The following is a 25,277-nucleotide window of genomic DNA, read 5'->3' on the forward strand; positions in this document are numbered from 1 at the left end:
CAAATTTTCAGGAATCAAACTCAAAAAGTTCTAACGAACAGACAAAGCAACTTCAAAACCCTGTACTAATTCCATCAATTCTTGCCAAGCTTCGGAATTAATTAGCGCACAAGTATCAAGTTGACCACCCTTTTCTGAAGATAAGGCAACAAAATTTGTGATCCAACTCAAGATAGTTTCGCTTGTCAACAATGGCGTGCATTTCCAAGCTGACTGCAACTTGTCAAGCATCCCAGACTGATCTCCGCGATCCCAAGCTTGCCATGCCTGCCATACTAGATAATAGTAATAGAGCATACTGTCAACTTTTTCGATCTGCTTTTGGACTTTGGGGGCGATCGCAAATTTATCTCGATTGCTGCTAGCAGACAAGACTTTGGCGACAACTTCTGCGTATTCTAAAACCATCCTTTCTTCCTTAAAAAGCTCTTCTGCCCGCAGCTTACAAGCTTGTCCTGCAAGCCTCCGCAATTCAGGATTTTGGGCCCAGAGTTCTACCGTTTCAGCTAACTCTTGCGCTGTTTGTTGCGGGTCAATTTTTGGATCGGCGATTAACTTTCCGGTATCTCCCAACTCTTCAGGAATCCCGCTGACTGCTGTGGCAATTACGGGCAATCCTTTCGCCATTGCTTCCATCACTGCTAGCGGCATTCCCTCTGCTTTGGATGATAGAATAAAGATATCGCTGGCATCTAACCAATCGGCAATATCCCACCGCTGGCCTAAGAATTTAACTTGTTGATAGACTCCTAATTCGTTGACAGTTGCTCTCAATTCCGGCTCCATATTATCGTGGGTGGTGGAACCTGGGCCGGCCCAAACGAAGTATAGCTGCGGCCAAATTGGGAGATTTTTCAGTTGGGCGATCGCCTGCAATTGATACTGATATCCTTTAATTGGAGTCAGTCTCGCCGCCGTGAAACAAACCACAGCCTCTTCGGGGATGCCTTGTTCTTGGCGCAGGCGTTGGCGAGTTGAGAGATTGGGCGGTTCAAAATAACTATTCGGCCTGCCGTAATAAATGACTTTTCCCTGTTCCAGAGGCATTTTAAACAAACTCTTGAACAAGTTTAAATTTTCGTGGGAAACAGCGATTGCGGCTTTGGCTAAATTGTACTGATATGCCACTGCATCGAAATAGGGAACTTGATCGCCGCGGTTGAAATGTTGATAAGTGCGATCGATATAACCGAGAGTAATTACATAAGGTATGTTTTGTTTGATCGCAACTTGTTTCGCCGCAAAATTTGCCATCGGCCAGCCATCGCTAAATATAATTAAATCCGGTTGAGCTTCCGCATAAATTCTTTCAGCATCCGTACAATTGTAGGCAATTCGCAAAAACTCCCTCATCGTATCGAACTCCAGCCAAATATGCTCGATACCTAGCTGCTGCTGTTGGGTAATTAAAGGATTAGAAGCTTTAGTTTGCACGCTAGTAACTCGGTAGCCGTCGGCTGCTAATTTGCAAAGCAGCGAGTGGTTGAACTGCGCCAAACCACCGATTCCGTGGTCTTCTGCGTACAGGAGTACGTGCGGTGCAAGTTTGCGGCCAATTGAACTAGGCGCTGATTTAAATTGATAGATATTGTTGACTGCCTCCACCACTATGTCTTGCCATTCTTGTAAATTGGTTAAGGCATAAGCATCAAAGTTGTTCGTGTATTTTTCCGAAGAAACTCTAAAAGTTTCCAACCATTTAAAAACTGTTTCTGTGCCATTATAAGGAGTATAGTACAGGGATTTTCTCAAGCACTCGACCATCTCTGGCAAATATCCGTCGTGGTACATCCGCCACGCTATCCACACTAAAGACTTGTAACGTTCTGCCTTTTTTAATTGGCGAATGCGATCGGGCAAATCGGGTCTGGTGAAGAATTGCTCCATCACAATTTCCATACTTTTCATCACTTTTTGCCCCCCGGACATGAGATTTTTATCATGCTGGCGGTAGCAGGTTAATATCTCTTTCAACCAAACACATTTGCACCCTTTTAAAGCCAAACGCAAAGCAAAATCTAAATCTTCTGTTGGCGGAAAGCGAGGGTCAAAACCGCCCAGACGTTCCCACCACTCGCGTCGCAGCATCATTGCGCTAGGACGCACACTTTTTTGCAGGACAAAGCTTTCTAAATCTAAGTTTGGTGAGTCTTCCCAAGGCATGGATGGGTAGATATCTTTTCCAGTTTCATCGACCATCAACCAGCCGTTTTGTACCATCCCTAAAGAAGGGTCAGCTTCAAAACAAGCAATTTGTTTGGCGAGTTTTTCGGGCAGAAAAAAGTCGTCGGCATCCAGAAAAGCTAAGAATTCGCCTTTAGCCCGTTCGCAAGCGCGATTTCGAGCTATTGCTGCTCCTTTATTTTCCTGATAGACATACTGAATTACATCGCCGTAAGGTTCTAAAACTTGGCGCGTGTTGTCTGTCGAACCGTCGTCTACGACAATAATTTCCAAGTTTTGGTAAGTTTGATGTACAGCACTTTCTACGGCTCTACTAATGTAGCGTTCGCAGTTGTATGCCGGGATGATTACGCTGACTCGCGGTGTTTTTGAGGTAGGTATGCTAGCCATTATTTTTTTCCATTCTGATAAGTTTCTTAATGATTGAAAGTCGATTGTCACTCCGTAACTTTGAGCGATAGCACTCAGACGTTTCTGCCAATCTGTGACTGTTGGCCTTAGAGGATAAGGACTGTAAGGGATAGATTTTTGGAAAAATTCAACCGCCTCTACTGGATAGCCACTATAGTACAATTGCCACGCCATCCAAGTCAATGCTTCGTAGAAAGCCGGATTTTCTAATTCGCGGATGTGCTGCGGCAAATCGGGTTTGGCGAAAAATTGCTGTTTTAAGGTAATAAAAAGATTTGCTTGTTTCAGGGCTTTTTTTATTGATACATTTTGGTCGTGCTGGCGGTAGGATACTGTGATTTGACGCAGCCAAGCTGCTTCGCAACCCAACACTGCTAAACGTAACACTAAATCTGAATCGTCTACTGAATCAAATTCTGAATTGAACCCGCCTGCATTTTCCAGCCACTGGCGCGAAAACATCATGGCGCTGGGAAGTACGGGCATTTGTACTATCCAAGTTTCTAAGTTTAATTTGGGGAAATACAGCCAAGGTGTGATTTCGGAAATCGCACCGCCTTGCTGGTTAACTAAACGCCAGCCGCTGTTAACAATTCCTAAGGATGGTTGCTGGCGAAACAGCGCTATTTGTGCTGCTAATTTATCTGGAAAAAAGAAGTCATCTTGATCTAAAAAAGCTATGAATTCGCCTTTTGCTTCCTGAATTCCTCGGTTGCGGGCGGCTGCTACTCCTCGATTTTCCTGATAAATGTAGCGAATTCTGTCAAAATAAGGCTGCAATACCTGATGTGTCTCATCCGTCGAGCCGTCGTCTACAACAATAATTTCCCAATCTGTAAAAGTTTGGAACAAGGCACTTTCTACGGCTTGCACAATGTAGCGAGATCCGTTGTATGCTGGTATAATTACACTGACTTGCGGTGTCTGAGTCGCTGCTGACATTACTTATCTCGCTGTTAATTAGAAGGAAGAAGGAAGAAGGAAGAAGGAAGAAGACATATACAGCAAACTTGAGCGCGAGCCGTATTTGGCGTTTTATTGGGGAAATTTACTTAACCTGTTGCTATCTTAGTTTAATCGAAATTGGTTTTCCCTTAACTTCTGTGCAAGTTAACTTGAATTTCGATCGCACAAATGTCATGCAGGTTATCCGGTATTTACAGGTAGGGAGATGTCTGTGCATGAGTTGGAAATTAGACAAGTTTTGCCCTACAATTATACAAGCAATTATTACTAAACAGGAACGCAAGCAGTGAATTCAGAAACAGCAGCGGTTGATTTACAGAAACAGGCCCAATTATATTTATCCGCCGGAAAGTTGGATGAGGCGATCGCCCTTGGCACCGATTTTTTGGCATCGCACCCCGATTCCGCCGAGACTTGCAAAACCCTAGGAAAGGCGCTGCAAGCTCAGGGTAAGCTAGAAGACGCTCGGTATTGGTATAAAGTTGCGATCGCCCATAAACCCGATTTTGCCGAAGCTTTTGCCAACCTCGGCACACTCTGCGCTACCCTGCAACAGTGGCAAGAGGCGATCGCCTGTTACCAAAAAGCGATCGCCCTGCAACCCGACTTTGCAGGATTTTACCGCAATTTGAGCCGAATATTTACAGAAGTCGGTCAAGCTGAGGAAGCAGCAGACTGTTGGTATCAAGCACTCATGATCGAACCGACAGAAATAGCCGAAGAATATCTCGACTTGGGAAATAATTTATTGGCGCAAAAAAAGCCAGACAAAGCGCTAGTTTGTTACCACCGCACGATTTATTTAAACTCCAGTTTTTGCGAAGCTTACTGCAAAATTGCAGAAGCTGCTACCGAGCTAAAACAGTGGGACGAAGCTATTATTAACTACCGCAAAGCTATCAAACTTCAGCCGGATATTTCCGAGTTTCATTACAAATTAGGCAATGTTTTACAAGCCAAGGGACTATGGAGCGAAGCTGAAACAGCCTACCGCGAAAGTATTGAATTGAATCCAAATTCTTTTTGGTCTTATTCCAATTTAGGCGCAGTTCTACTGAAGTTGGAGCAATGGCAAGAAGCTGTCATTATCTACCGCACGGCTGTAGAAATTAACCCAGACTTTTCGTGGTCTTATTACAGCCTCGGCGAAGCTTATGGCAAATTAGAAAAATGGTCGGAATCCGCCGCAGCATACCAGCGCGCTGTTGACTTAGACCCAAATTTTTCGGGTTCTTGTCACAAGTTTGGAGATGCGCTTTTTCAATTAGAAAAATGGTCGGAAGCTGCCGTAGCCTACCAGCGGGCGATCGCCCTTAATTCCGAATTCTTTTGGTCTCATTATAATTTAGCGTTAACTTTAGCTAAACTCCAGGATTGGTTGGCAGCAACCTTCGCCTACCAGCGGGCTATCGAACTCAATCCAGATTTTTCTTGGACTTACCACAATTTAGGAGAACCGCTGTTAAAAACCCAGCAGTGGAAAGCAGCAGCTACCGCTTATCAGCGTGCTATTGAACTCAACCCCCATCTTTCTTGGTCTTATTACAATTTAGGCGATGCTTTGATCCAGATGCACGAGTGGAACGAGGCTGTTTCTGCTTACCTTTGCGCCCTGCAAATCGAACCCGCTCTCCCGCAGATTTACGCCAAGTTAGGCGATGCTCTGATCAAAAGAACTCCGAGAGGTTTAGACGCCGCCACCAGTTACTATCACCACGAATTGCAGCCGCTGCACGCTCCTGAATTTTACTGCGAAATTGCCCAAAAGTTTGCTGAGTGCGATCGGCTGGATGAAGCGACTGTTTTGTACTTGATGGCGTTAGAAATTCGGCCAGAAGATGCAGCAATATCTGGGAAATTGGCGGAAGTTGTGGAGAAAAAGCACTTGTCGGGCGATCGCACTATACTATCAGAGTTCGAGACTGACGATATTCGCGATCGCTACATTGCCCGAGTCGTCAAAAATCACACTTTTGCAGAAGTCGGCGGCTTGTGGGGAACAGTCAACGAAAAAGTATCTGTAGCCAGCAAATACGGTGCAGTTTCTCTGACAATGATTGATGTCACGCCCGCATCCACACAGATTTGGCAAGATTTTCGCGATCGCATGGCAAGTTTAAATATTGCTAATTATAATTGTATCAGTCGAGATATAACTCAGATTCAGCTTGCAGAAATTGGCCAGCCTTACGATGTAGTTCATTGTGCAGGAGTTTTGTACCATCACCCCCATCCTTTGCAAATTTTAACCGGCTTGCGTCAAATAACTGGGGAGTATTTAATCTTAACTTCAGCTATTACCCAAGAACTTATAGAAAACGAGCGGGGACGCTACGAAATTCCAGCTTCTGGGGTAATCTTCCTTCCCGCTTTGAACGAAGCAGAACGAGCTATCTTAACAGCTTACTGGCAGCAGTACACCTACGGCACACCAATTCTGGGAGTAATTGAGAAAGCAGTTTTTGAGATCGACAACTTTGGGCCTTGGTGGTGGCTGCCTACAGCTTCTGCTTTAGAATCTATGTGCAAAGTAGCTGGATTTAAGGTTTTAGATAAAGGATTGACTTGGTACAATAACGCTCTGACTCTACTGCTGGGGGTTTAAGGATTGTTCATTCAGTTGACAGTTGACAGTTGACAGTTGACTGCTTGAGGGCGACCTCTACCTGGAAGGAAGAGCATTGGAGTAATGAATAGTCTTCTTTTAATTTATTCCTACAAGGGTTCCGGCTTGAAACCAATTCTTTATGGTAAACGAATAATAACAAAAGTTGTGGACAAACAAATGGTTACAAACCCTGTTTGTGAGCATATTTATAGTTCTATCTCCCCAATATTCCTACTATGAACCACCTCTTTTCTGTAATTCAGAAATAAAAGATAGCAACCGTATCAGACGGTTAGGAATTGCTTAATTACCGAAAACCTTGCTTTATTGCTTCTGACTTCTCTCCTAAATAACTAAGCCTTATTGCATCCGTTAAATCCCGTACATTGCTCGTTGCCGAACTTCCTTTATATTTGGGAAAATAATCTAATGAACAATCAACAACCAATGACACCATTAGGAAACATTTTAGTAGTAGACGATACGCCCGAAAACCTGCGCCTGTTATCTACGATGTTGACTCATCGGGGATACGCGCCGCGCTGCGTGATTAACGGGCAAATGGCTTTGAGAGCCTGCAATTCTAATCCGCCGGATTTGATTTTGCTCGACATCATGATGCCGGAAATGAACGGTTACGAGGTGTGTCAGCACCTGAAATCAGAACCTAAAACTCGCGAAATTCCGGTAATTTTTATCAGCGCTAAAGATGAAGTATTCGACAAAGTAAACGCCTTTGCTGTGGGAGCAGTTGACTACATCAGCAAACCATTTCAGTTTGAAGAAGTGCTCGCCCGCATCGAAAGTCACCTGACGCTGCGGAATTTACAAAAGCAGCTAAAAGAACAAAATGTGCTGCTTCAAGAAGAAATCATCAACCGCTTAGCCGTTGAAAAAACCCTTCAGGAAAAAAACCAAATCCTGCAAGAAGAAATCAGCACCCGCCGCGCCGTTGAAAAAGCCCTGCAAGAGCAAAATTTGCTCCTCCAACAAGAGATATCGAACCGCCAGCGCGCCGAATCTGCTCTCTTAAAATCTAACCAAGAATTGGCGCGTTCAAATGCAGAACTAGAACAATTTGCTTATGTGGCTTCTCACGATTTGCAAGCGCCTTTAGCAACCATTGCTAGCTACGCTCAACTTTTAGAAAAACGCTACAAAGACCAACTCGACAGCCAAGCTATTAAGTTTATTGGCAATATTGTTCAGGGCTGCACGAGAATGCAAATTTTAATTGACGATTTGCTCGAATATTCGCGAGTTGGTCGGAGTGGGAAACCTTTTCAAATGACAGATTGCAATCACGCAGTCCAGCAAGCAATCGTCAACCTGCAAGGGGCGATCCGCGACACTCAAGCAGTTGTTACTTACACCGAATTACCAGCGGTAATGGGGGATAGTTCTCAATTCGCACAGCTCTTTCAAAATTTAATCGGCAATGCAATTAAATATCGCCATGATGCACCGCCGCAGGTTCATATTACCGCTTGCCAACAGGAGGAAAACTGGTTATTTTCGGTTTCGGATAATGGCATTGGGATAGCTTCGCAGCATCAAGAACGCATCTTTCAAATTTTCCAGCGCTTGCACACTCAAAGAGAATATTCTGGGACTGGTATTGGTTTAGCAATTTGTCAAAAAATTGTGGAACGTCACGGCGGATCTATTTGGGTGGAGTCGGAACCGGGTCAAGGTTCAACTTTTCACTTTACTCTCCCTTAATCGAGACATCATGCAGGCACTTATAGCAGTTGACAGTTGACAGTGGACTGTTGACAGTTGCATAACCCGAATCAAACCATTGATGCAGTACGGTATCAGCTCTATTCATGAAGTTATTTATGTCCTCACCGATGTGGCGGTTGCTATATGTAGAAGCTAGAAGGCAGGGGAAGCTGAATTAAATCCTATACTTTCAGGCAGAAGCTAGAAGGTAGAAGTTAAATTGCCAGTTAGAATAAAAAATGTTTTGCGTTGACAGTCGAGTCAGAGCGTGATATAATTATAAGTCTTAAACACACTTTTTGTAGCGATCGCTCACACCGCAATCTGACCGCCGATGTGTAGGTGCAATTCAATAACTGCCCCGGCAATCAAAGATAAAATCCAAGTTAGCTTGACACAAGTTTTGATAAATAAATATTATGAAAGCAGTTTTTAACTTAGCTTTGCCTCCTACCTTCTTTAAAGTTCTGTTAGTAGAAGACAACCCTCAGGAAGCTGAGCTTATTGAAGATTTGCTGTCAGGAATTAGCGGGCAGCAGCGTATATTGCTGACGAAAGTAGAGCGCCTCAGCGAAGCACAGCAGCGATTGAATCAAGAAACTTTTGATATCATTTTATTAGACCTTTCACTGCCAGACAGTCTGGGCATCGAGACGGTGGCTCGGGTACAGGAGTATGGGGTAAATGTGCCGATCGTAGTTTTGACCGCCCAAAACGACGAAGAGCTTGCCCTGCGGTTGATTTCCGTCGGCGTACAAGATTATTTAGTCAAAAGAAAAATCGATGGCGAACTGTTAATTCGATCGCTCCGTTACGCCATAGAACGCCAGAACAGTCAAGATGCTTTGCGAAAAAGCGAAGAAAAATATCGCTCGGTGGTGGAAAATTCCCTGATCGGAATTGCCGTCGTCGCTCCAATTATTCACCCCGCAATTGCTGAAAATTGCAATTGGATAGAAGTAAACGATGCGCTGTGCAATTTGCTGGGCTACGAGCGCGACGAACTCGTACAAAAGCATTGGCTGGAGTTGACTCATCCAGAGGATTTTAGCACTAACATAGAAGAATTGTCTCAGATTTTAGCAGGTACGAGTGACGGTTACATCTCAGACAAAAGATGGTTCAGAAAAAACGGCGAAATAGTTCACACGCGAGTTTCACTGCGCTGCATCCGCGGCCGAGACGGGTCGATTGACCGGATAATTGAAGTAGTGCTGGACGTGAGCGATCGCTACCGCTACGAAGCCAAACTGAAAGCGTCAGAAGAATTTTTAAACCACACCATAAATGCCAATCCCGATCCAATTTTTGTCAAAGACGAGCAGCACCGCTGGATGATATTAAATGATGCTTTTTGTCAGTTGCTCGGCAAATCGCGGCAAGAACTAATCGGCAAATCAGATTATGACTTTTTCCCCAAATCAGAAGCTGATCTTTTTTGGACAAAAGATGAACAAGTATTTACCAGGGATATCTGCTTGGAAAACGAAGAAAAATTCACAGACACCGCCGGGAAAGAACGCATCATTTCTACCAAGAAAAGCGTCTTTCAAAAAGCCGACGGCAGTAAAGTAATAGTTGGCACAATTAGAGATTTTACCGAATATAGACGGCAGCAAAGAGCCCTGGAACAAAGCGAAGCTCGATTTCAAAAACTGGTGGCTAACCTGCCGGGAATAATTTATCAATTCCGCATCTCAGCAACTGGAAAAAGATCTTTCCCCTACGTCTCTTCAGGCAGTCGCGAACTTTACGAATTAGAGGCAGAAGCAATAGAGCAAAATCCCGAACTGATTTTCAACGACATTCACGCCGACGATCGTTTAGATTTTGAAGCATCTATAGAAGTTTCCGCCGCTACCCTGGAACCTTGGCAGCAGCAGTGGCGGCATATTGTGCCATCAGGAAAAGTTAAGTGGCTGCAAGGAGCGTCGAGACCGGAAAGGCTGAACGATCAAAGCAAATCTGGAAGCGAAGGCGATATTCTCTGGGACGGTTTAGTGATGGATATCACTGAGTTGAAGCAGGCACAAACAGAGCGCGATCGCTTTTTTACGATTTCCTTAGACTTGCTTTGCATTGTCGGTTTCGACGGCTATTTTAAACGTTTAAACCCGGCTTGGTCAACGGCCCTGGGCTACAGCAGCGCCGAACTTTTTGCCAAGCCGATGCTCGAATTTGTTCATCCAGACGATCGAGAAGCCACCGCAGCCGAAGGGGCAAAACTAATCGCCGGTATCTCCAGTATCTGCTTTGAAAACCGCTATATCTGCAAAGACGGTTCTTACAAATGCCTGCTGTGGACGGCATCGCCATTTAGCGAAGAAGGTTTAATCTACTCAGTCGGTCACGACATTACTTCTCGCAAACAAGCAGAGTCCAAACTTCAGCGGCAAGCAGTAGCAATGGCCGCTGCTTATGACGGCATCGCCATTTTTAACGCTAGTAAAGAATGTATTTATTCAAACGACGCTTATCTCAAAATGTACGGCTTGGCTAGCGCTATAGAACTGCACGGTCAGAAATGGAAAATGCTCTACAGCCCAGTAGAAATTCAATATTTTGAACTAGAAATAATGCCGCTGCTCCAGCAAAAAGGGTACTGCAATACAGAATCGATCGGTCAGCGCCACGATGGTACTAGGTTCCCTCAAGAATTGTCGCTGACAATGCTTGCAGGCGGCGAAATAATTTCGATCGTCCGCGATATCACCAAAAGAAAACAAGCAGAATCTGCACTGCAATTGAGTCAGCGCCGCTATCAAACTTTGGCAGAAGCATCGCCGGTTTGCATATTTCACAGCGATGCGTTTGGCAATTGCTTTTATGTGAATCAGCGGTGGAGCGAAATCACGGGATTAAACGCAGAATTAGCAGCAGAAACAGGCTGGCTGAATGCCATACATCCCGATGATGCGGATCGGGTAAAAAATGAATGGTATCGGGCAATTATTGAGAAAATTCCTTTTAAATCAGAATATCGCTTTCAGCGTCCAGACGGTCGGATAATTTGGGCGATCGGTCAGGCGATCGCCGAAATCGGAGACAAGCAGGAAATTAAAGGCTATATCGGCAGTATTACTGATATTAGCGATCGCAAACAAGCAGAATTAGATTTGCTGCGGGTGACTCAAGCCGTCGAAAGCACCAGCGACGCGATCGGCATTGCTGACTTGACAGGGCGATCGATCTACCACAATCAAGCGTTTATTCAGCGGTACGGCTACACAGCAGAAGAACTGAACGCAGCAGGCGGAGCAACGGCAATTTACCCGCAAACTCAAGTGCTGCTAGAAATGTTTAAAACCATCCGTAAAGGCAAATCTTGGCAAGGCGAACTTAAAATCCAAACTAAAAGCAACGAACTGGTAACAACCTTATTTCGCGCCGACTGCATTAAAGATGAAACTGGCAATTTAATCGGATTAGTGGGAGTAATTACTGACATTACCGATCGCAAACAAGCCGAGATGGCGCTGCTGCACCAATTAAGGCGAGAACGGCTGGTAGTTGCCATGCTCGATCGCATTCGCTCCTCCCTCAATTTAGAAGAAGTCCTGACAACTGCTGTCGAACAAGTGCGGCAATTTTTGCAAACAGACCGCACAGTTATTTACCGCTTTAATCCCGACTGGAGCGGCCAGGTAGTTGTGGAATCAGTGGCAAAAAATCGAAGTTCGCTGCGAAATTTTAACAATTTCGATCCCTGTTTTCAAGAGAAATTTGTGGAGATATACCAGCAAGGCTGTATTCGAGCTATCGAAGATATTTACTGTGAAGGGCTGAGCGAATGCTACATTAAATTTCTCGAACAATTAGAAGTTAAAGCTAACTTAGTAGTACCGATTTTAAAAGCACGAGAAAGTATTTCCCAGACCCAACCGCTCGCAGAAAGTCAGCTCTGGGGACTGCTGATCGCCCACGATTGCAGCGGCCCCCGTTCCTGGGATTCCTCAGAAATAGAATCCCTCCGACAATTGTGCGTCCAATTGGCGATCGCGATCCAGCAATCGACGCTATTTCAACAAGCACAAACCGAAATTGCCGATCGAAAACTTGCAGAAACCGCCCTCCAACAAGCCAAAGAAGTCGCAGAAACCGCCAACCGCGCCAAAAGCGAATTTCTCGCCAACATGAGCCACGAACTGCGCACGCCTTTAAACGGCGTTTTAGGCTACGCTCAAATCATCAAAACCGACAAATACTTAAGCTCAGATCACCAAGAAAGTCTCAGCAACATTCAACAGTGCGGTCAACACCTGCTGATGTTAATCGACGATGTTTTAGACCTTTCCAAAATCGAAGCTAGAAAAATGGAACTCTACCCAGAAGAGTTGAATTTTCTAAATTTCACAAAAAACATTGCCGACCTCTTTCAGATGCGGGCCTCTCAAAAAGGAATTTCCTTCAATTACGAACAAGTATCTCCCCTGCCAACCTGCGTCCATGTCGATCAAAAAAGATTGCGCCAAATCCTCATAAATTTACTCAGCAATGCCGTTAAATTTACTAACAGTGGCGGAGTAACTTTCAAAGTCGGTTATGTAGGCACAGGGGCCTGGAGTCGAGGACAAGGAGAAAATTATGAATTCGCGATTTTGAGTTCGGAACTAAAAGAAAATTATCTGCGCTTCGCCCACAATGCGAGCGCAGCCAAACACGCTTTGAAAATCCGCTTTCAAGTCGAGGATACCGGCACAGGAATAGATAAAAGCAAGTTAGAAGACATATTTTTGCCCTTCCACCAAGTAGGAGGCAATACATTTGTTGAAGGTACTGGTCTCGGACTCTCGATCAGCCAGAAATTAGCCAAATTGATGGGCAGCGAAATTCGCGTCAACAGCACTTTTGGAAAAGGCAGCACTTTCTGGCTGGATCTAGAATTGCCCGCAGCCAAACGGTACTTAGAGGTGTCTCCTTTGCGGGACAAACGCTGGCTTGTCGGTTTTGTCGGCAACAAGCGGAAAGTGCTAATCGTGGACGACAATCAACTAAATCGCGATTTGTTGTGCAGGCTGCTGGGGCGTTTGGGATTTGAAATTGCCGAGGCACAAAACGGTCAAGAATGCCTCTACAAAGCAGTTCAATTTTTACCGGATGTGATTTTAATGGACTTGCGGATGCCTGTAATGGATGGCTTAGAAACTGCAAGGAGACTGCGGCAGTTGCCGGAATTAAAAGATGTCGTGTTAATCGCTCTGTCAGCTAGCGTTTTCGAGGCTACGCAGCAAGAGAGTATCCTCGCAGGGTGCAACGATTTTCTTCCCAAGCCGATCGAAGTCAATCACTTTTTGGAACAGTTGCGCGTGCATTTAGGACTAGAATGGATTTACGAGGAATCTGCCGAAAGTAAAAACTGCAAAACTCCCAGTTTGTCACCTGCATCTAATTTGCCTGCTTATTCTGCTCTGTTACCTGCGGCTGCTGAGTCGGTAGCAAAAATTTTGAAACTTGCGGCTATGGGCGACATTGAAGAAATTTTTGAGGAGAGTGCTAAGCTGGAAAGTTTGGAACCAAAGTTAGTGCCGTTTGCTGCGAAGCTGCGCCAACTTGCTAAGAGATTTCAGCTCAAACAAATTCGGAATATTTTAAAACAATATATCGAGGGGAAGTAATATCTTGTTAGAAGAGGACGATCGTAATAAGATTGGTTTGTAGTGAGGACTTTAGTCCTTATATTCAGAGGACTAAAGTCCTCACTACAAGCCTGAATAAGTTATTTTAACCGCTCAGAATTTGCATCTTTTCAGCGCACCGTCTAGGGAAGAATCAAAGTTATAGCCTCGTTCAACTGTAGGGAAATGTCCGGCTGGAGGTTTGGTAAAGTTTGGTTCTTTTCCGGGTTTGTAATCCATGCGTTTGATTTGCGGGTTGTAAGTCCATTCGATCGCCCATTCGCCCGATCGACTTTGCCATCCCACCTCATCGTACATTTTGCGGTAATCCCCGAGAGCTCTGAGCACGCCCTGCTGAGCTGTAAAGCCAAATAAGCCGTTGCTGGCGCTACTCCACAGCCGATCGACCGTTTGCAAATCTTTACAAGGCAGCAAATCCATTTCTGCTTGAGGAGTCATCCCCACCGCTTGGGCTTTCGGCCCCGCTGCATCTAGCAAGCGTTCGTAGGTTTCGCGATCGGCCCCTCTCCAGTTTTTCTGGAGCAAATTCTCGCGCAGCTTCCGATAGTCTACACCGCGATCGCTCTCTAGCGGAACTTGATTTAATTGTTGCGCCACATCACCCGATTGCTGGGGTATTTCTGCACTTGGCGCACTGGCGGAAGAAACCGGCGCTACAGAAGCTGCTGGGTCATTTGATTGCATTTTCAGACCCAGCCAAACTACTGCTCCAGTCAGGCTAAATAGCCCCAAAACGACGAAGAAAGTTAGGATCAAAGCTGGTCTGTTATTCTTTGCCATATTTTTCAGTATTTCGTTATTTCGTTCCCATCCCTTATATAGCAATCCTAAATGATTTTCTGTAGGGACTAAGGCCAAGCCGTCTCCCGGACACGGCATCTTGAGTGTCCCTACAGATGGATTTTGGGGAAATCACATTTATGTTCGCGGTAAGGATAATGATTTAGGATTGCTATACCCGTCCTTTCTAACAGTATGTGCCGTTGCAACTCGCCTGATGAAACAATATTTTTTACGGGCAATCTCAATTTAGCACCGTCCAACTCGAAACCGCAGCGGATGTTGTAAATCTTTAACAATCACACCGCTAAGGCCGTTGCTAAATAGATTTTGATTAGCGTCTGCTCTGGGTCAATCTTAGCGTGTTTTGTACTATTTCAAACTAGAAATTTCTGGTAAACTAAAGCGTGAAGTAGCCTTTCACCCTAGACTGAAGTCCCAGGGTTTTCTGGTTATTTGTTGACAATAGAGTTTTTGAGAGATTTGGGATTGAAAATACTTTGCCTCAGTAACGGCCACGGAGAAGATGCGATCGCCCTTCGCATCTTGCGGGAACTGCAACAACACCCGCATCCCCCAGAATTAGCCGTGTTTCCGCTAGTCGGCGAAGGGCAAGCTTTCGCTCAACTAGAAAACGCCCGCATCATCGGCCCGGTGCAGCGGATGCCTTCGGGCGGCTTTATCTACATGGACGGAAGGGAGTTTTTGCGCGATGTCAAAGGCGGCCTGCTTCAGTTGACCGTAGCTCAGTTTAAAGCCATCCGCGCTTGGGTGCGATCGCAAAAAAAGTCTGGGAATCAAGACGGCGTTATCCTAGCCTGCGGCGATATCGTACCGCTGCTGTTTGCTTGGCTGAGCGGCGCGCCCTATGCCTTTGTCGGCACCGCCAAGTCCGAGTATTATTTGCGGGACGAGGAGGGGCCTCTGGCGAGCCAATCCAGCCCGTGGGGTTGGGGGAGTTGGTCGCGATCAGTTTATTTGCCTTGGGAGCGCTGGTTGATGACGAGAAAGCTCTGTAGAGCCGTTTTTGTCAGGGACACGCTGACCGCCGAGACTTTAGAAAAGCTGGGAATTCCCGCTTACAATCTCGGAAATCCGATGATGGACGGACTCGAACCGGAAAACCCCGCCAGTTTTTACGGCCCTGATGCAGAGTTTCGGGAAAGGTCGCGATCGCTCGTTATCACCTTACTGCCAGGTTCTAGAGCGCCGGAAGCCTATGCTAATTGGCAGCTAATAGTAGAGGCTGTCGCCGGAATTCTGTCGCTGTTTGCCGATCGCAAACTGTTATTTTTCGGAGCGATTTCTCCCGAATTAAACTTAGAATCTTTGCGACCTATTTTAGAATTTTTCGGCTGGCGCCAAGAAGGCGACACTAGAACGCAGCGGCGAGAAGGAAGTATTTTGCGACTTCCTGTTTCTAGCGCTCAAGAAATTCAAAAAGCATCTCCTAATTTGCTATTGCCATTGACCTTTGTGCAGAGAAACGCCACAATGATTTTAACCCAGCAAAGCTTTAACGATTGTTTGTCCGAAGCCGATTTAGCAGTAGCAATGGCCGGAACAGCTACAGAACAATTTGTCGGTTTAGGAAAACCCGCGATCGCCATTCCCGGAAACGGCCCCCAATTTACTCCCGCTTTTGCCGAAGCTCAAAGTCGCCTCTTAGGCCCGTCCTTAATTTTAGTCAAACATCCTGCCGAAGTTGCCGGCGCCGTGCAGTCTTTGCTCCGCGATCCCGACAGGTTGCAGCTAATCGCTGAAAATGGCTGGCGCCGCCTGGGACAAAGCGGTGCAGCAGCCAGAATAGCCGAGTGTTTAATTCAGCGGTTCGGCGGTGAATCCAGCAATTCTTAATTGTCTGCAATACATTAATGACGCAACAGTGTTGTGTTCCTACCCAATTATTTTAAATTCTGCTTTCTTTAAAAAAATTCTTGTTAGTTAACTACTAACTTTCGTTGTTTGATCGTTCGGACTTCAGTCCTCTGATTGGGAATGCGGACTGAAGTCCGAACGATCAAACCTATTTTATCCTGGTTGTTAGAGTAGGCTACTATAAAAGCGAACCTTACCAATACTGCACTTGCAGACAATTTTAAGTCGCCGTTTTTTCCGAGGATGGAACCCAGAAATTACCCTCAGGAATTTTAAAATCAGACTTCACCAAAACGCCCGGTTCTCGCTGCATAGGAAGCACATCTAAAGTATCCAATTGCGCGCAATATTTTAAATCTTCAATCACGCCCAAACCGAGGAGGCGCTGGCCGTGACTGGCTTTTTCCAACAATTCATGCAGCCGATCTTGCCAGTGCAAATAAAGAGCGATCGCCCCAAACACTTCATCGTTACCAGCAAAATCGATCGCCGGAATACCGCTTTCTGCTAACAGACTTTGGGCGATCGCACCAGCACACACCGTATCCTCCAACGAATAACTCCCTTCCCAACCAGAACCCACAATCCAAATACTTTCCGGCTTTTTGCTCAACAAAAACTGCACCACAGATTTGCGGTTAATCAAAGCAGCCGTCAACACAGTTGCAGCAGCTTGCACTCGCGCCAAAGCCCGAGTACCGTTAGTTGTGCTGATAAAAATTCGCTTCCCACTCACCTTTTCTGGCGCGCAGTCCAGCGGGGAATTCCCCATCTCAAAACCGTCAACTTTGGCGCCGCCGCGCTCTCCTGCCCGAATCCGCTTGTCTGCCGGCCATTTTTCGCTCTCGGCCATCAGCTTCTCTAAGTCGCTGAAAACTTGCACGGCTTCCGCCCCATTATTCAGGGCCGTCGCCATTGTCGTAGTCGCCCGCAGCACGTCAACTGCGATCGCGCAAGCCGGCATTTTGTCCGCTGGCGTAAGTTCCGGGGTATGGTAAATAAAAAGCTTCACTTTCCGCTGCTCCCTGCAATAAATCCTCATACGCAATAATAATAGAAAGTGACACTCTCACCCCTAATATGTCAAAACAGCTAAATTCAAATCCCGCCCGCGCCGCCATCACCGCACCAATTGGACTCCTAGCAGGTTTCACCTATCCTTTGCGAGCTTTCACGCTGATTTGGCAAACTCCCAAGCTGTGGACTTATGTATTAGTTCCCGTCGTGCTAAATTTTCTAATTGGCATCGGTCTTTATTTAAGCTTGCTATTTCCCAGTTTAGCAGGCATAGACGTTTTAGTAGCAGATTTGTCCGTGCGATTTAATGCTTTAATTGCGAGTTTTCCAGCTTGGCTGAGCTTTCTCGGCGGGTTGACAATTGCTTTCGGCTGGCTGCTGCGCGTACTTTTAGTCTCAGGACTTTTGCTAATAATCGGATTTTTGTTAGTGCAGTTTGGGGTGATTTTAGGTTCGCCCTGGTACGGCAAACTTTCCGAACAATTGGAACTTCTGCGGAACGGTCAATTGCCCGCAGAAGCACCAATGAACTTGGCGAGTAGTTTTCGGGATATTCAAATGGCGATCGCCTTTGAACTGCGAAAACTACAAATTTTGTTCAGCATCGGCTTACCGCTGCTGCTGCTAAATTTTCTCCCTGGCTTCGGCCCTATTCTGAGCAGTTTGGGTGGCGTTGCTTTAGGCGCGACTATTGTCTGTTTGGACTTTTTAAATGCACCTTTGGAGCGGCGGAAGCTGCCTTTTCAGGAGAAGTTTGAGCTAATTCGGGCGAGTTTGCCGGCCAGCGGGAGTTTTGGTTTAGTTTGTTTGGGTTTGGTGAGTATTCCCCTGTTGAATCTGTTGGCGATTCCGCTGTGTGTGACGGCGGGAACTTTGTTTTTTTGCGATCGCATTTGGCCGGCCCGCTTTGCACCACAAGAAACAAACAGCACTCCAGAAACTAACATTACAACTTAAAAACTAGGGAGATGCTTCTACTTTCTGCCGAATGCCTTCTACCTGCGGCTGACTCTGGGAGTTAAAACTCAGAAACGGGCTTAAAAACAGCCAACTAACGAAAAAGAATGAAGCTGTAAATAGCTGGACAATATCGATCGCGGACAAATATCCGTCAGACAATAGTGCAATGCTTCTATCTGTCAGCCCGAATATCCAAGAGAGAATCCCAAACAGCCAAATGCCTTTTTGAAGCATTGACAAAAATGTTGAAACTTCGGATTTTTGCTGATTGTTCATTGATTTTGCCCTTGTTGGCGAAGAATCTGATTAACCGGGGCACCCCAAGGGCTTAAGGATTTTTGGTGTCTCCTCGGATTCCCTTTGTTCTCTATATGTTAAGAAATATTTACTTATGTTGCCATTGTCGCAAGAGGTATTCTCGCATCTATCTAAAGAGGTAGTCTGAGCGTGAAAAATAAGTAAACTTTGCTACAATTTGCCCAGAAGGGCGATCTCTTGGCATAAGCCGCAGGCAAAAGCTTGTCATTTATTCTGAAGTATGCCATGCTACACAAAGTCGGTTTGTAGTGATGACTTCAGTCCAATGGCACTAAAAGCCGCACGACAAACAATTTGATGATCCGTATTAACCGGACTTAATATCAGTCCAGCATCAATAACATCAAACAATGGCACGCTTAAATCAGATTATCGCGATCGAGAAAGGCATCAAAAGCCGATCGATCCAAGAACTAGCAGAAGCCCAAAAAGCCCTCCAGAAGCCCGCCGTGCTTTCTGGAATCTCCCGCACTTACCGCCCCAAAGACGAAGAAGGCGAACAACTACCGCCAGAATCAAAAAAGTCGAAGTCAAAGCCGAAGAAATTATCCGCAAAACAACAGAAGTTTTGACCAAACTCTTCGACGTAACCGCAACCAAAGACTGGACAAATTGTACTGCCCGCGCCGACGTAACCGTAGACGGAAACGTGCTTTTGAGCCAAGTACCCGTCAGCTATTTGCTATTCATTGAAAAGCAATTAGCCGACTTGCAAGCATTCATCAAAAAACTTCCTGTCTTGGATGCTTCCGAGACTTGGAACTTCGATGCTTCCGCCGACTGTTGGGCCACAGAACCGGTGCAAACTCTCAAGACTTTTAAAACTCCGCGCAATCACGTTAAAACTGAAGCTACCGAACACCATCCGGCTCAAGTCGATGTTTATTACGAAGATATTACGATCGGCTACTGGCGCACTGTCAAGTTTTCTGGATCTTTGCCAGCGCGGCGGATTAACGAGTTGCTGCAAAGGGTGGAAATCTTGCAGCAAGCTGTGATGTTCGCCCGCGAAGAAGCTAACAATTCGCAAGTTGAGGAACAGAAAGTGGGAGAGCGAATTTTTCAATTTATTTTCCGCTAATTGCTTGCTTTTTTGAGAGTTATGGTTTAAGATATAAACAGAGTACAAGCTCAAACTAAAACTTCAACTTAAACCGTACAAATGTGACATTACAGGTTCGACTCCTGTCCCTTCTACCTAACCGAGAAGGGTAGCCCAATTTGGCAGAGGCAGCATTGCGTACAAATTCAATAGCAAGTTATCACTCTAAACTCAGCATTCTCCGCCGATCGCTAAAACGAATGTCAGGAACAATAACATCATCGAGGTTGCTGGCTCATATCCAGCCCCCTCAACCAACAATGAGGGGTAGCTCAATCGGTAGAGCGCGATGCTATTAATCTTAAATCCTTGACTTAAATGTGATAGCGTGCGCAAATGGGCGGTAAATAGAAACCCAGTAGTAAGGTCAGAACTACTGGGTTTTATGCTAATAATTGAATCAATTCGTTAAATCCGTCAGTCCATGACGCATTAAGACAGATGATTTACTGCATTAATCCTCAATGCGAACAACGCGAAAACCTTGCTGCTGCTCAAAATTGTCAGGCTTGCGGCACGGCTTTACTAATTGCCGATCGCTACCGCATCCTTAAACCAGTGCGATCGCCCAATCCCGCACGCCCCACAGACATCTTGGAAGTCGAAGATTTGGGAACCGGGGAAAACGAATGGGGAACTGTCAAAGTTTTAAAAGTCTTGAAACACAGCCACAATCCCGATTTACTTCGTTTGTTCCAGCAAGAAGCGCGAGTGTTAATTTGGCTAGCGGGAAAAGCCAGAGTTCCCCAAGTCGAACCAGACGGTTATTTCCAGGTTAAACTCGCCAATAACTCCCAGAAATTGTGTTGTTTGGTGATGGAAAAAATTAGCGGAGAAAACTTGACCGAATTCTTAACTAAAAACCAGCAAGTTTCTCAAACACTAGCTGTTGATTGGCTGCAACAAATGCTCCATATTTTGCAGGAAATCCACAAATATCATCTAGTACATCGGGATATTAAGCCATCCAACCTGATGCTTGCAGCCGATGGCCGATTGCGATTAATTGACTTTGGGGCCGCAACAGAAGCAGGGATTGATACAACGCCCGTAGGTTCTGCGGGATATTGCGCGCCGGAACAAGTTGCAGGTAAAGCTGAAGTGCGATCGGACTTTTTCGCCCTGGGGCGTACTTTTGTACATTTATTGACAGGCATTGCGCCGATCGACTTTCCCGTCAATCCCACAACTGGTAAGATTAACTGGAGGAACCAGGCTTTAGATGTTGACCAGTCCTTCGTAGAGTCGATCGACGAATTGATGGAACCGCTACCGGAAAACAGACCGAAAAACACCCAAGTCATTTTAGAAAAACTCAAAAATATAGACCTTTTGATTACCTCCACAGAATCGAACTAATAATTTCCAATCCTCAATGCCCAATGCCCAATGCCCAATGCCCAATGCCCAATGCCCAATCAATAAATCTGTTCCAACCTGCGAAAATCCCGCTCAACTTCCGCCCACAAAGCCCGATTGTGAGGGTCAGTTTTCACAGCCTTTTTCAAATAAATTCTCGCCTTATCAACCTGCTTTTCCCCGATTAAATGCCGTCCCCAGCGCTGATAGGCGATCGCCTGCCACTGGCGCACCTCCTGATCTTCGGGAACCCGCTGGGCCAAACCCTCAATTAGGGCGATCGCCCGGGGAAACCTTTGATATTTCAGTAACTGTTGTAGTTCAAAATAAGCATCTTGTTTTAACTTTTTTTCCGCCGCCGACAGCTCCGGGCTATCCGTCGTGGCTTGCTGTTTCCGAGTCACCTTAACTGTCTGCGGTTGAGCTTTCACCGCCTGCGCTGGCGGTGTCGAAGTAGGCGCCACAGTCGAATTAGCAACTTTCGACTCCGCAACATCCGGGCGGGCAGTGTTCACCAGGAACTTATAAGCCTCAGTAATAGCAATAAACTTATTCTTAGCCTGTTCGTTTCCCGGATTCACATCGGGGTGATACTGTCTGGCTAACTGCCGGTAAGAAGCCTTAACTTGCGATAAACTCGCACCAGACCTTAGTCCTAACTGTCGGTAATAATCTGCAATATCCATTTAGCATGAATGAGCGTGGATAATACCATTAAATATGGCAGAATCCTTAAATGCAAAGATTCTGCCAAAATTTACTGCAAACTAGGTTGTAGTGCGAGGGTTGGCCGCACTACTGAATCGAAAAAATCACTTACGGACGATCTTCGACCACTCTGTCGATCAAGCCGTATTCTTTGGCTTCCTCGGCGGACATGAAATAGTCGCGATCCATGTCTTTTTCGATTTTCTCGATCGGCTTCCCAGTATTTTTAGCATAGATACCGTTGAGTTGGTGGCGTAGGCGCAGAATCTCCTTCGCCTCAATCTGAATATCCGTTGCTTGTCCCCGCGCGCCCCCAGAAGGCTGGTGAATCATGATCCGCGAGTGAGGCAAAGCTAAGCGTTTGCCCTTCGTACCGGCAGCCAGCAGGAAAGAACCCATCGAAGCAGCCAAGCCCACACAAATCGTCACCACGTCCGATTTAATGTGCTGCATGGTATCAAAAATAGCCATGCCTGCCGACACCATCCCACCAGGGGAATTGATGTACAAAATGATATCCTTGCCTGAATCTTCCGAATCCAGATACAGCATCACAGCGATGATTTGATTGGCAATTTCATCGTCAATATCTTTACCCAAGAAAATAATCCGTTCCCGGTAAAGGCGATCGTAGATATTAATCCACTGAGTATCATAACCCCCCGGCATTTTGTAGGGAACTTTTGGCACACCTATAGGCATAATTCGGAACTCCTTTTAGTTGGTAATTGGTGATCGGGCATTGGGCATCGGGCATTGGGCATCGGGCATTGGGCATCGGGCATTGGTAATTGGGAATCGGGGATTGGTAATTGTTAGTCATAAAAAGACTATTGAATAACTAATCAGGGTAGAAACTACTAGCCATTAACCCTTAAATTACGACTCATCTTCATTGCCCTATGCCCTATGCCCAATGCCCTATGCCCTATGACCCATTCGCAAATTAGATAGCTGCCGCAGGAAGGGCTTTCGCCAATTCTTCCGAACTTTCAAGAACGCGATCGATCAAACCGTATTCTTTAGCTTCCTGGGGAGTCATGTACAGCAACCGATCCATATCTTTAGTAATTTTGTCGATCGGTTGGCCAGTACAGCTTGCAAAAATATCAAGCATCGTCGCTTTATTTGCCAGCACTTCCTTAGCCCGAATTTGAATGTCGCTGGCTTGACCCCGCGTGTAAGCCTTGGGTTGGTGCAACACAATCGAAGCGTGGGGTAAACTCGCCCGAAAGCCCTTTGTACCAGCCGCTAACAGCATCGCAGCCATGCCCATTGCCGAACCGAGGCAAATAGTGTGCACGGGCGGCTTAATGTACCGAATCGTGTCGCAAATAGCGAAGGCTTCCGTTTCAAAGCCAACGGGTTCGCCACTATAACCAGAAGTGCCTGTCGAGTTGATATAGATTTTGATGGGCTTATCCGGGTCTTCGTACTGCAAGAACAACAGTTCAGCGATAATCAGTTCTGTTACCGCAGGTACCAGAGGCATACCCAGATAAACGATCCGCTCCTTCAGCAACAGGGATGGCAAATCGGGAGGCGGCGTCCGAGAGTTGCCTTCCCCGTAGTATTGCGATTGCACAGCTTTTATTGGTGTGTTCATAAACCGAAATGTTGCCTGAACTGATGGAGCTATTCTTATAAGAAATAGTAACGCAATCTTTAGGTATCCCGCATGAAAGTTAGTTTGCTCCCGGTGTTAAACGATCCCAACCTTGACGCTGCCGCGCCCTCGACGCAGCGCCAGCTAGCGATTTCAGTCTCTGCGACGGCAAGTGCGATCGACTCCAGCGTACCTTTAAACCTGTGCCTGATTCTCGACCACAGCGGCTCGATGGGCGGGCGCCCCTTGGAAACCGTCAAACAAGCCGCCGGACAGTTGCTGGACAGGTTGAAGCCCGGGGATCGCTTTTGCGCTGTGGCTTTCGATCATAAAGCCAAAGTCCTCGTCCCAAATCAAGTTGTGGGAGACCCCGCTAGCATTAAACGGCAAATTGAGCAATTGCGTCCAGCCGGCGGTACAGCAATTGATGAGGGCATTAAGTTAGGTATTGAAGAGTTGGGGAAAGGCAAAAAAGAAGCTATATCTCAGGCGTTTCTGCTGACTGACGGCGAAAACGAACATGGCGACAACAATCGCTGTTTAAAGTTGGCGAAACTGGCCGCCGATTATAACATGACTTTAAATTCTCTGGGATTTGGCGATAACTGGAACCAGGATATTTTGGAAAAAATTGCTGATGCGGGCGGCGGTGCTCTGGCTCATATTCAGCGTCCTGAAGATGCGGTTGATGAGTTTGGCAAGCTGTTTACTCGCATCCAAGGTGTAGGTTTGACTAATGCTTATTTGCTATTTTCGCTGATGCCAAAAGTGCGGTTAGCCGAACTCAAACCGATCGCGCAAGTTGCCCCAGACACGATCGAATTACCGGTGCAGCAGGAGGGCGATCGCTTTATGGTGCGCTTGGGAGATTTAATGAAGGATGTAGAGCGTGTAGTTTTGGCTAATATTTATATTGGACAGTTACCAGAAGGTACACAGGCGATCGGGCAATTGCAAATTCGCTATGACGATCCGAGTGTCGGTGAAGGTTTGCTTTCCGATCCCGTTGCAATTTCTGCTAATGTCCTGAAAGTTTATCAGCCGGCACTTAACCCGATGGTGCAGCAGCACATTTTAGCTTTGGCTAAGTACCGCCAAACTCAACTCGCAGAAACTAGGTTACAACAGGGCGATCGCGCCGGTGCAGCTACGATGCTACAAACGGCGGCTAAAACTGCTCTGCAAATGGGTGATAAAAGTGCCGCAACTGTGCTGCAAACCTCTGCTACTCGTTTGCAGTCTGGTGAACAATTGAGTGAAGCCGATCGCAAGAAAACTCGCATTGCTTCTAAAACTGTTCTTAAGTAGTGTGATGTGCGGCTAATTGCGATCGGCAGCCTTGTTCGTAGTAAGGACTTTAGTCCTAATTGACTAAAAACCTTAGAGAGGACTGAAGTCCTTACTACAAACCAGTTTATAATGTTTGTACCACCTATCAAGAGTGCTTGTATGAGCCAGACAATATCTGATAAAGTACGCTGGACTACCGCTGATTTAGAACTATTGCCTGATAACGGCGATCGTTATGAAATTATTGATGGAGAGTTATTTGTGACTAGAGCACCGCATTGGGGTCATCAACAGACTTGTGGCAGATTTTTCTCTGTGCTTGATACTTGGTCGATGTCTTCAGGTTTAGGACGAGCTGCAATCAATCCAGGGCTGATTTTCACAGATGCCGATAACGTCATTCCTGATGTAGTTTGGGCCAGCAATGAACGCTTGGCCCTCTTGCTAGACGAAGCCGGCCATTTAACCGCCGCCCCTGAGTTAGTGGTTGAAGTATTATCTGCTGGTACAGACAATGAAAGACGGGATAGAGATTTGAAAGTCAGACTCTATTCAGTGCGGGGAGTACAGGAATACTGGATCGTGAATTGGCGGTTGCAGCAAATTGAGGTTTATCGCAGGGAAGAAGCAAGTTTAAGGCTCGTTGCTACGCTGTTGAGTAATGATGAATTGACCTCGCCTTTGTTACCTGGTTTTAGTTGCTCTGTCGCTCGGATTTTTGCTTAGATT

Annotated in this window: 15 protein-coding genes and 1 pseudogene; 9 read left to right on the forward strand and 7 right to left on the reverse strand. The window is 46.0% G+C overall.

The window, feature by feature from the left end; all coding sequences use genetic code 11:
* Nucleotides 1–30 precede the first annotated feature (30 nt).
* A complete protein-coding gene (locus tag QUB68_RS06370; RefSeq protein WP_332990474.1) occupies nt 31–3,537 on the reverse strand; it encodes a glycosyltransferase in 3,507 nt (1,168 codons plus the stop codon).
* A 310-nt stretch (nt 3,538–3,847) separates the two neighbouring features.
* Here QUB68_RS06370 and QUB68_RS06375 point away from each other — a divergent pair, with 310 nt between their 5' ends.
* The 3 genes from QUB68_RS06375 to QUB68_RS06385 all read left to right on the forward strand — a co-directional run bounded on the left by QUB68_RS06375 (nt 3,848) and on the right by QUB68_RS06385 (nt 13,509).
* Nucleotides 3,848–6,166 (forward strand): tetratricopeptide repeat protein, encoded by a 2,319-nt coding sequence (locus QUB68_RS06375; protein ID WP_332990475.1) that lies wholly within the window; start codon nt 3,848–3,850, stop codon nt 6,164–6,166.
* Between the two features lie 432 nt (nt 6,167–6,598).
* Entirely contained in the window at nt 6,599–7,891 is a 1,293-nt protein-coding gene (locus QUB68_RS06380; protein WP_332990477.1) for an ATP-binding protein, read from the forward strand.
* Nucleotides 7,892–8,313: 422 nt separating this feature from the next.
* Nucleotides 8,314–13,509, forward strand: coding sequence for a PAS domain S-box protein (locus QUB68_RS06385; protein ID WP_332990479.1), 5,196 nt, complete (start codon nt 8,314–8,316; stop codon nt 13,507–13,509).
* A 114-nt stretch (nt 13,510–13,623) separates the two neighbouring features.
* Here QUB68_RS06385 and QUB68_RS06390 read toward each other — a convergent pair whose 3' ends face one another.
* The gene (locus QUB68_RS06390; RefSeq protein WP_332990480.1) at nt 13,624–14,409 is read right to left on the reverse strand and encodes a GUN4 domain-containing protein; all 786 of its coding nucleotides are present in this window, start codon (nt 14,407–14,409) and stop codon (nt 13,624–13,626) included.
* Between the two features lie 390 nt (nt 14,410–14,799).
* On the opposite strand from QUB68_RS06390, the gene QUB68_RS06395 reads away from it, so the two are divergent.
* Nucleotides 14,800–16,167: a lipid-A-disaccharide synthase-related protein gene (locus tag QUB68_RS06395; RefSeq protein WP_332990481.1), complete on the forward strand. Its 1,368-nt coding sequence runs from the start codon at nt 14,800–14,802 to the stop codon at nt 16,165–16,167.
* A gap of 241 nt (nt 16,168–16,408) precedes the next feature.
* Here QUB68_RS06395 and QUB68_RS06400 read toward each other — a convergent pair whose 3' ends face one another.
* Nucleotides 16,409–17,200 carry a 2-phosphosulfolactate phosphatase family protein gene (locus tag QUB68_RS06400; RefSeq protein WP_332990482.1) on the reverse strand — a complete coding sequence of 264 codons (792 nt, stop codon included), beginning with the start codon at nt 17,198–17,200 and terminating at the stop codon, nt 16,409–16,411.
* A gap of 68 nt (nt 17,201–17,268) precedes the next feature.
* Between QUB68_RS06400 and QUB68_RS06405 the strand changes: the two genes are divergently transcribed.
* Nucleotides 17,269–18,162 carry an EI24 domain-containing protein gene (locus QUB68_RS06405; RefSeq protein WP_332990484.1) on the forward strand — a complete coding sequence of 298 codons (894 nt, stop codon included), beginning with the start codon at nt 17,269–17,271 and terminating at the stop codon, nt 18,160–18,162.
* A 3-nt stretch (nt 18,163–18,165) separates the two neighbouring features.
* On the opposite strand, the gene QUB68_RS06410 is transcribed toward QUB68_RS06405, so the two are convergent.
* The gene (locus QUB68_RS06410) at nt 18,166–18,441 is read right to left on the reverse strand and encodes a hypothetical protein (RefSeq protein WP_332990485.1); all 276 of its coding nucleotides are present in this window, start codon (nt 18,439–18,441) and stop codon (nt 18,166–18,168) included.
* Nucleotides 18,442–18,833: 392 nt separating this feature from the next.
* Here QUB68_RS06410 and QUB68_RS06420 point away from each other — a divergent pair.
* Both QUB68_RS06420 and QUB68_RS06425 read left to right on the forward strand, forming a co-directional pair.
* Nucleotides 18,834–19,564: pseudogene (locus tag QUB68_RS06420) on the forward strand (DUF7873 family protein).
* Nucleotides 19,565–20,026: 462 nt separating this feature from the next.
* Nucleotides 20,027–20,944: a serine/threonine protein kinase gene (locus QUB68_RS06425; RefSeq protein WP_332990488.1), complete on the forward strand. Its 918-nt coding sequence runs from the start codon at nt 20,027–20,029 to the stop codon at nt 20,942–20,944.
* A 59-nt stretch (nt 20,945–21,003) separates the two neighbouring features.
* On the opposite strand, the gene QUB68_RS06430 is transcribed toward QUB68_RS06425, so the two are convergent.
* The 3 genes from QUB68_RS06430 to QUB68_RS06440 form a co-directional block, all read right to left on the reverse strand.
* Nucleotides 21,004–21,630, reverse strand: a complete 627-nt coding sequence (locus QUB68_RS06430; protein ID WP_332990490.1) for a J domain-containing protein — start codon at nt 21,628–21,630, stop codon at nt 21,004–21,006.
* A 130-nt stretch (nt 21,631–21,760) separates the two neighbouring features.
* Complete coding sequence (locus QUB68_RS06435; protein ID WP_332990493.1) at nt 21,761–22,354, reverse strand: ATP-dependent Clp protease proteolytic subunit; 594 nt, start codon at nt 22,352–22,354, stop codon at nt 21,761–21,763.
* 244 nt (nt 22,355–22,598) lie between these two features.
* A complete protein-coding gene (locus QUB68_RS06440) occupies nt 22,599–23,258 on the reverse strand; it encodes an ATP-dependent Clp protease proteolytic subunit (RefSeq protein ID WP_332990495.1) in 660 nt (219 codons plus the stop codon).
* Between the two features lie 72 nt (nt 23,259–23,330).
* On the opposite strand from QUB68_RS06440, the gene QUB68_RS06445 reads away from it, so the two are divergent.
* Both QUB68_RS06445 and QUB68_RS06450 read left to right on the forward strand, forming a co-directional pair.
* Nucleotides 23,331–24,566, forward strand: coding sequence for a vWA domain-containing protein (locus QUB68_RS06445; protein WP_332990497.1), 1,236 nt, complete (start codon nt 23,331–23,333; stop codon nt 24,564–24,566).
* Between the two features lie 141 nt (nt 24,567–24,707).
* Nucleotides 24,708–25,274, forward strand: coding sequence for a Uma2 family endonuclease (locus QUB68_RS06450; RefSeq protein WP_332990499.1), 567 nt, complete (start codon nt 24,708–24,710; stop codon nt 25,272–25,274).
* The last annotated feature ends 3 nt before the right edge of the window (nt 25,275–25,277 follow it).

It is taken from the genome of Microcoleus sp. A006_D1 (assembly GCF_036702805.1).
Classification (GTDB): domain Bacteria; phylum Cyanobacteriota; class Cyanobacteriia; order Cyanobacteriales; family Microcoleaceae; genus Microcoleus.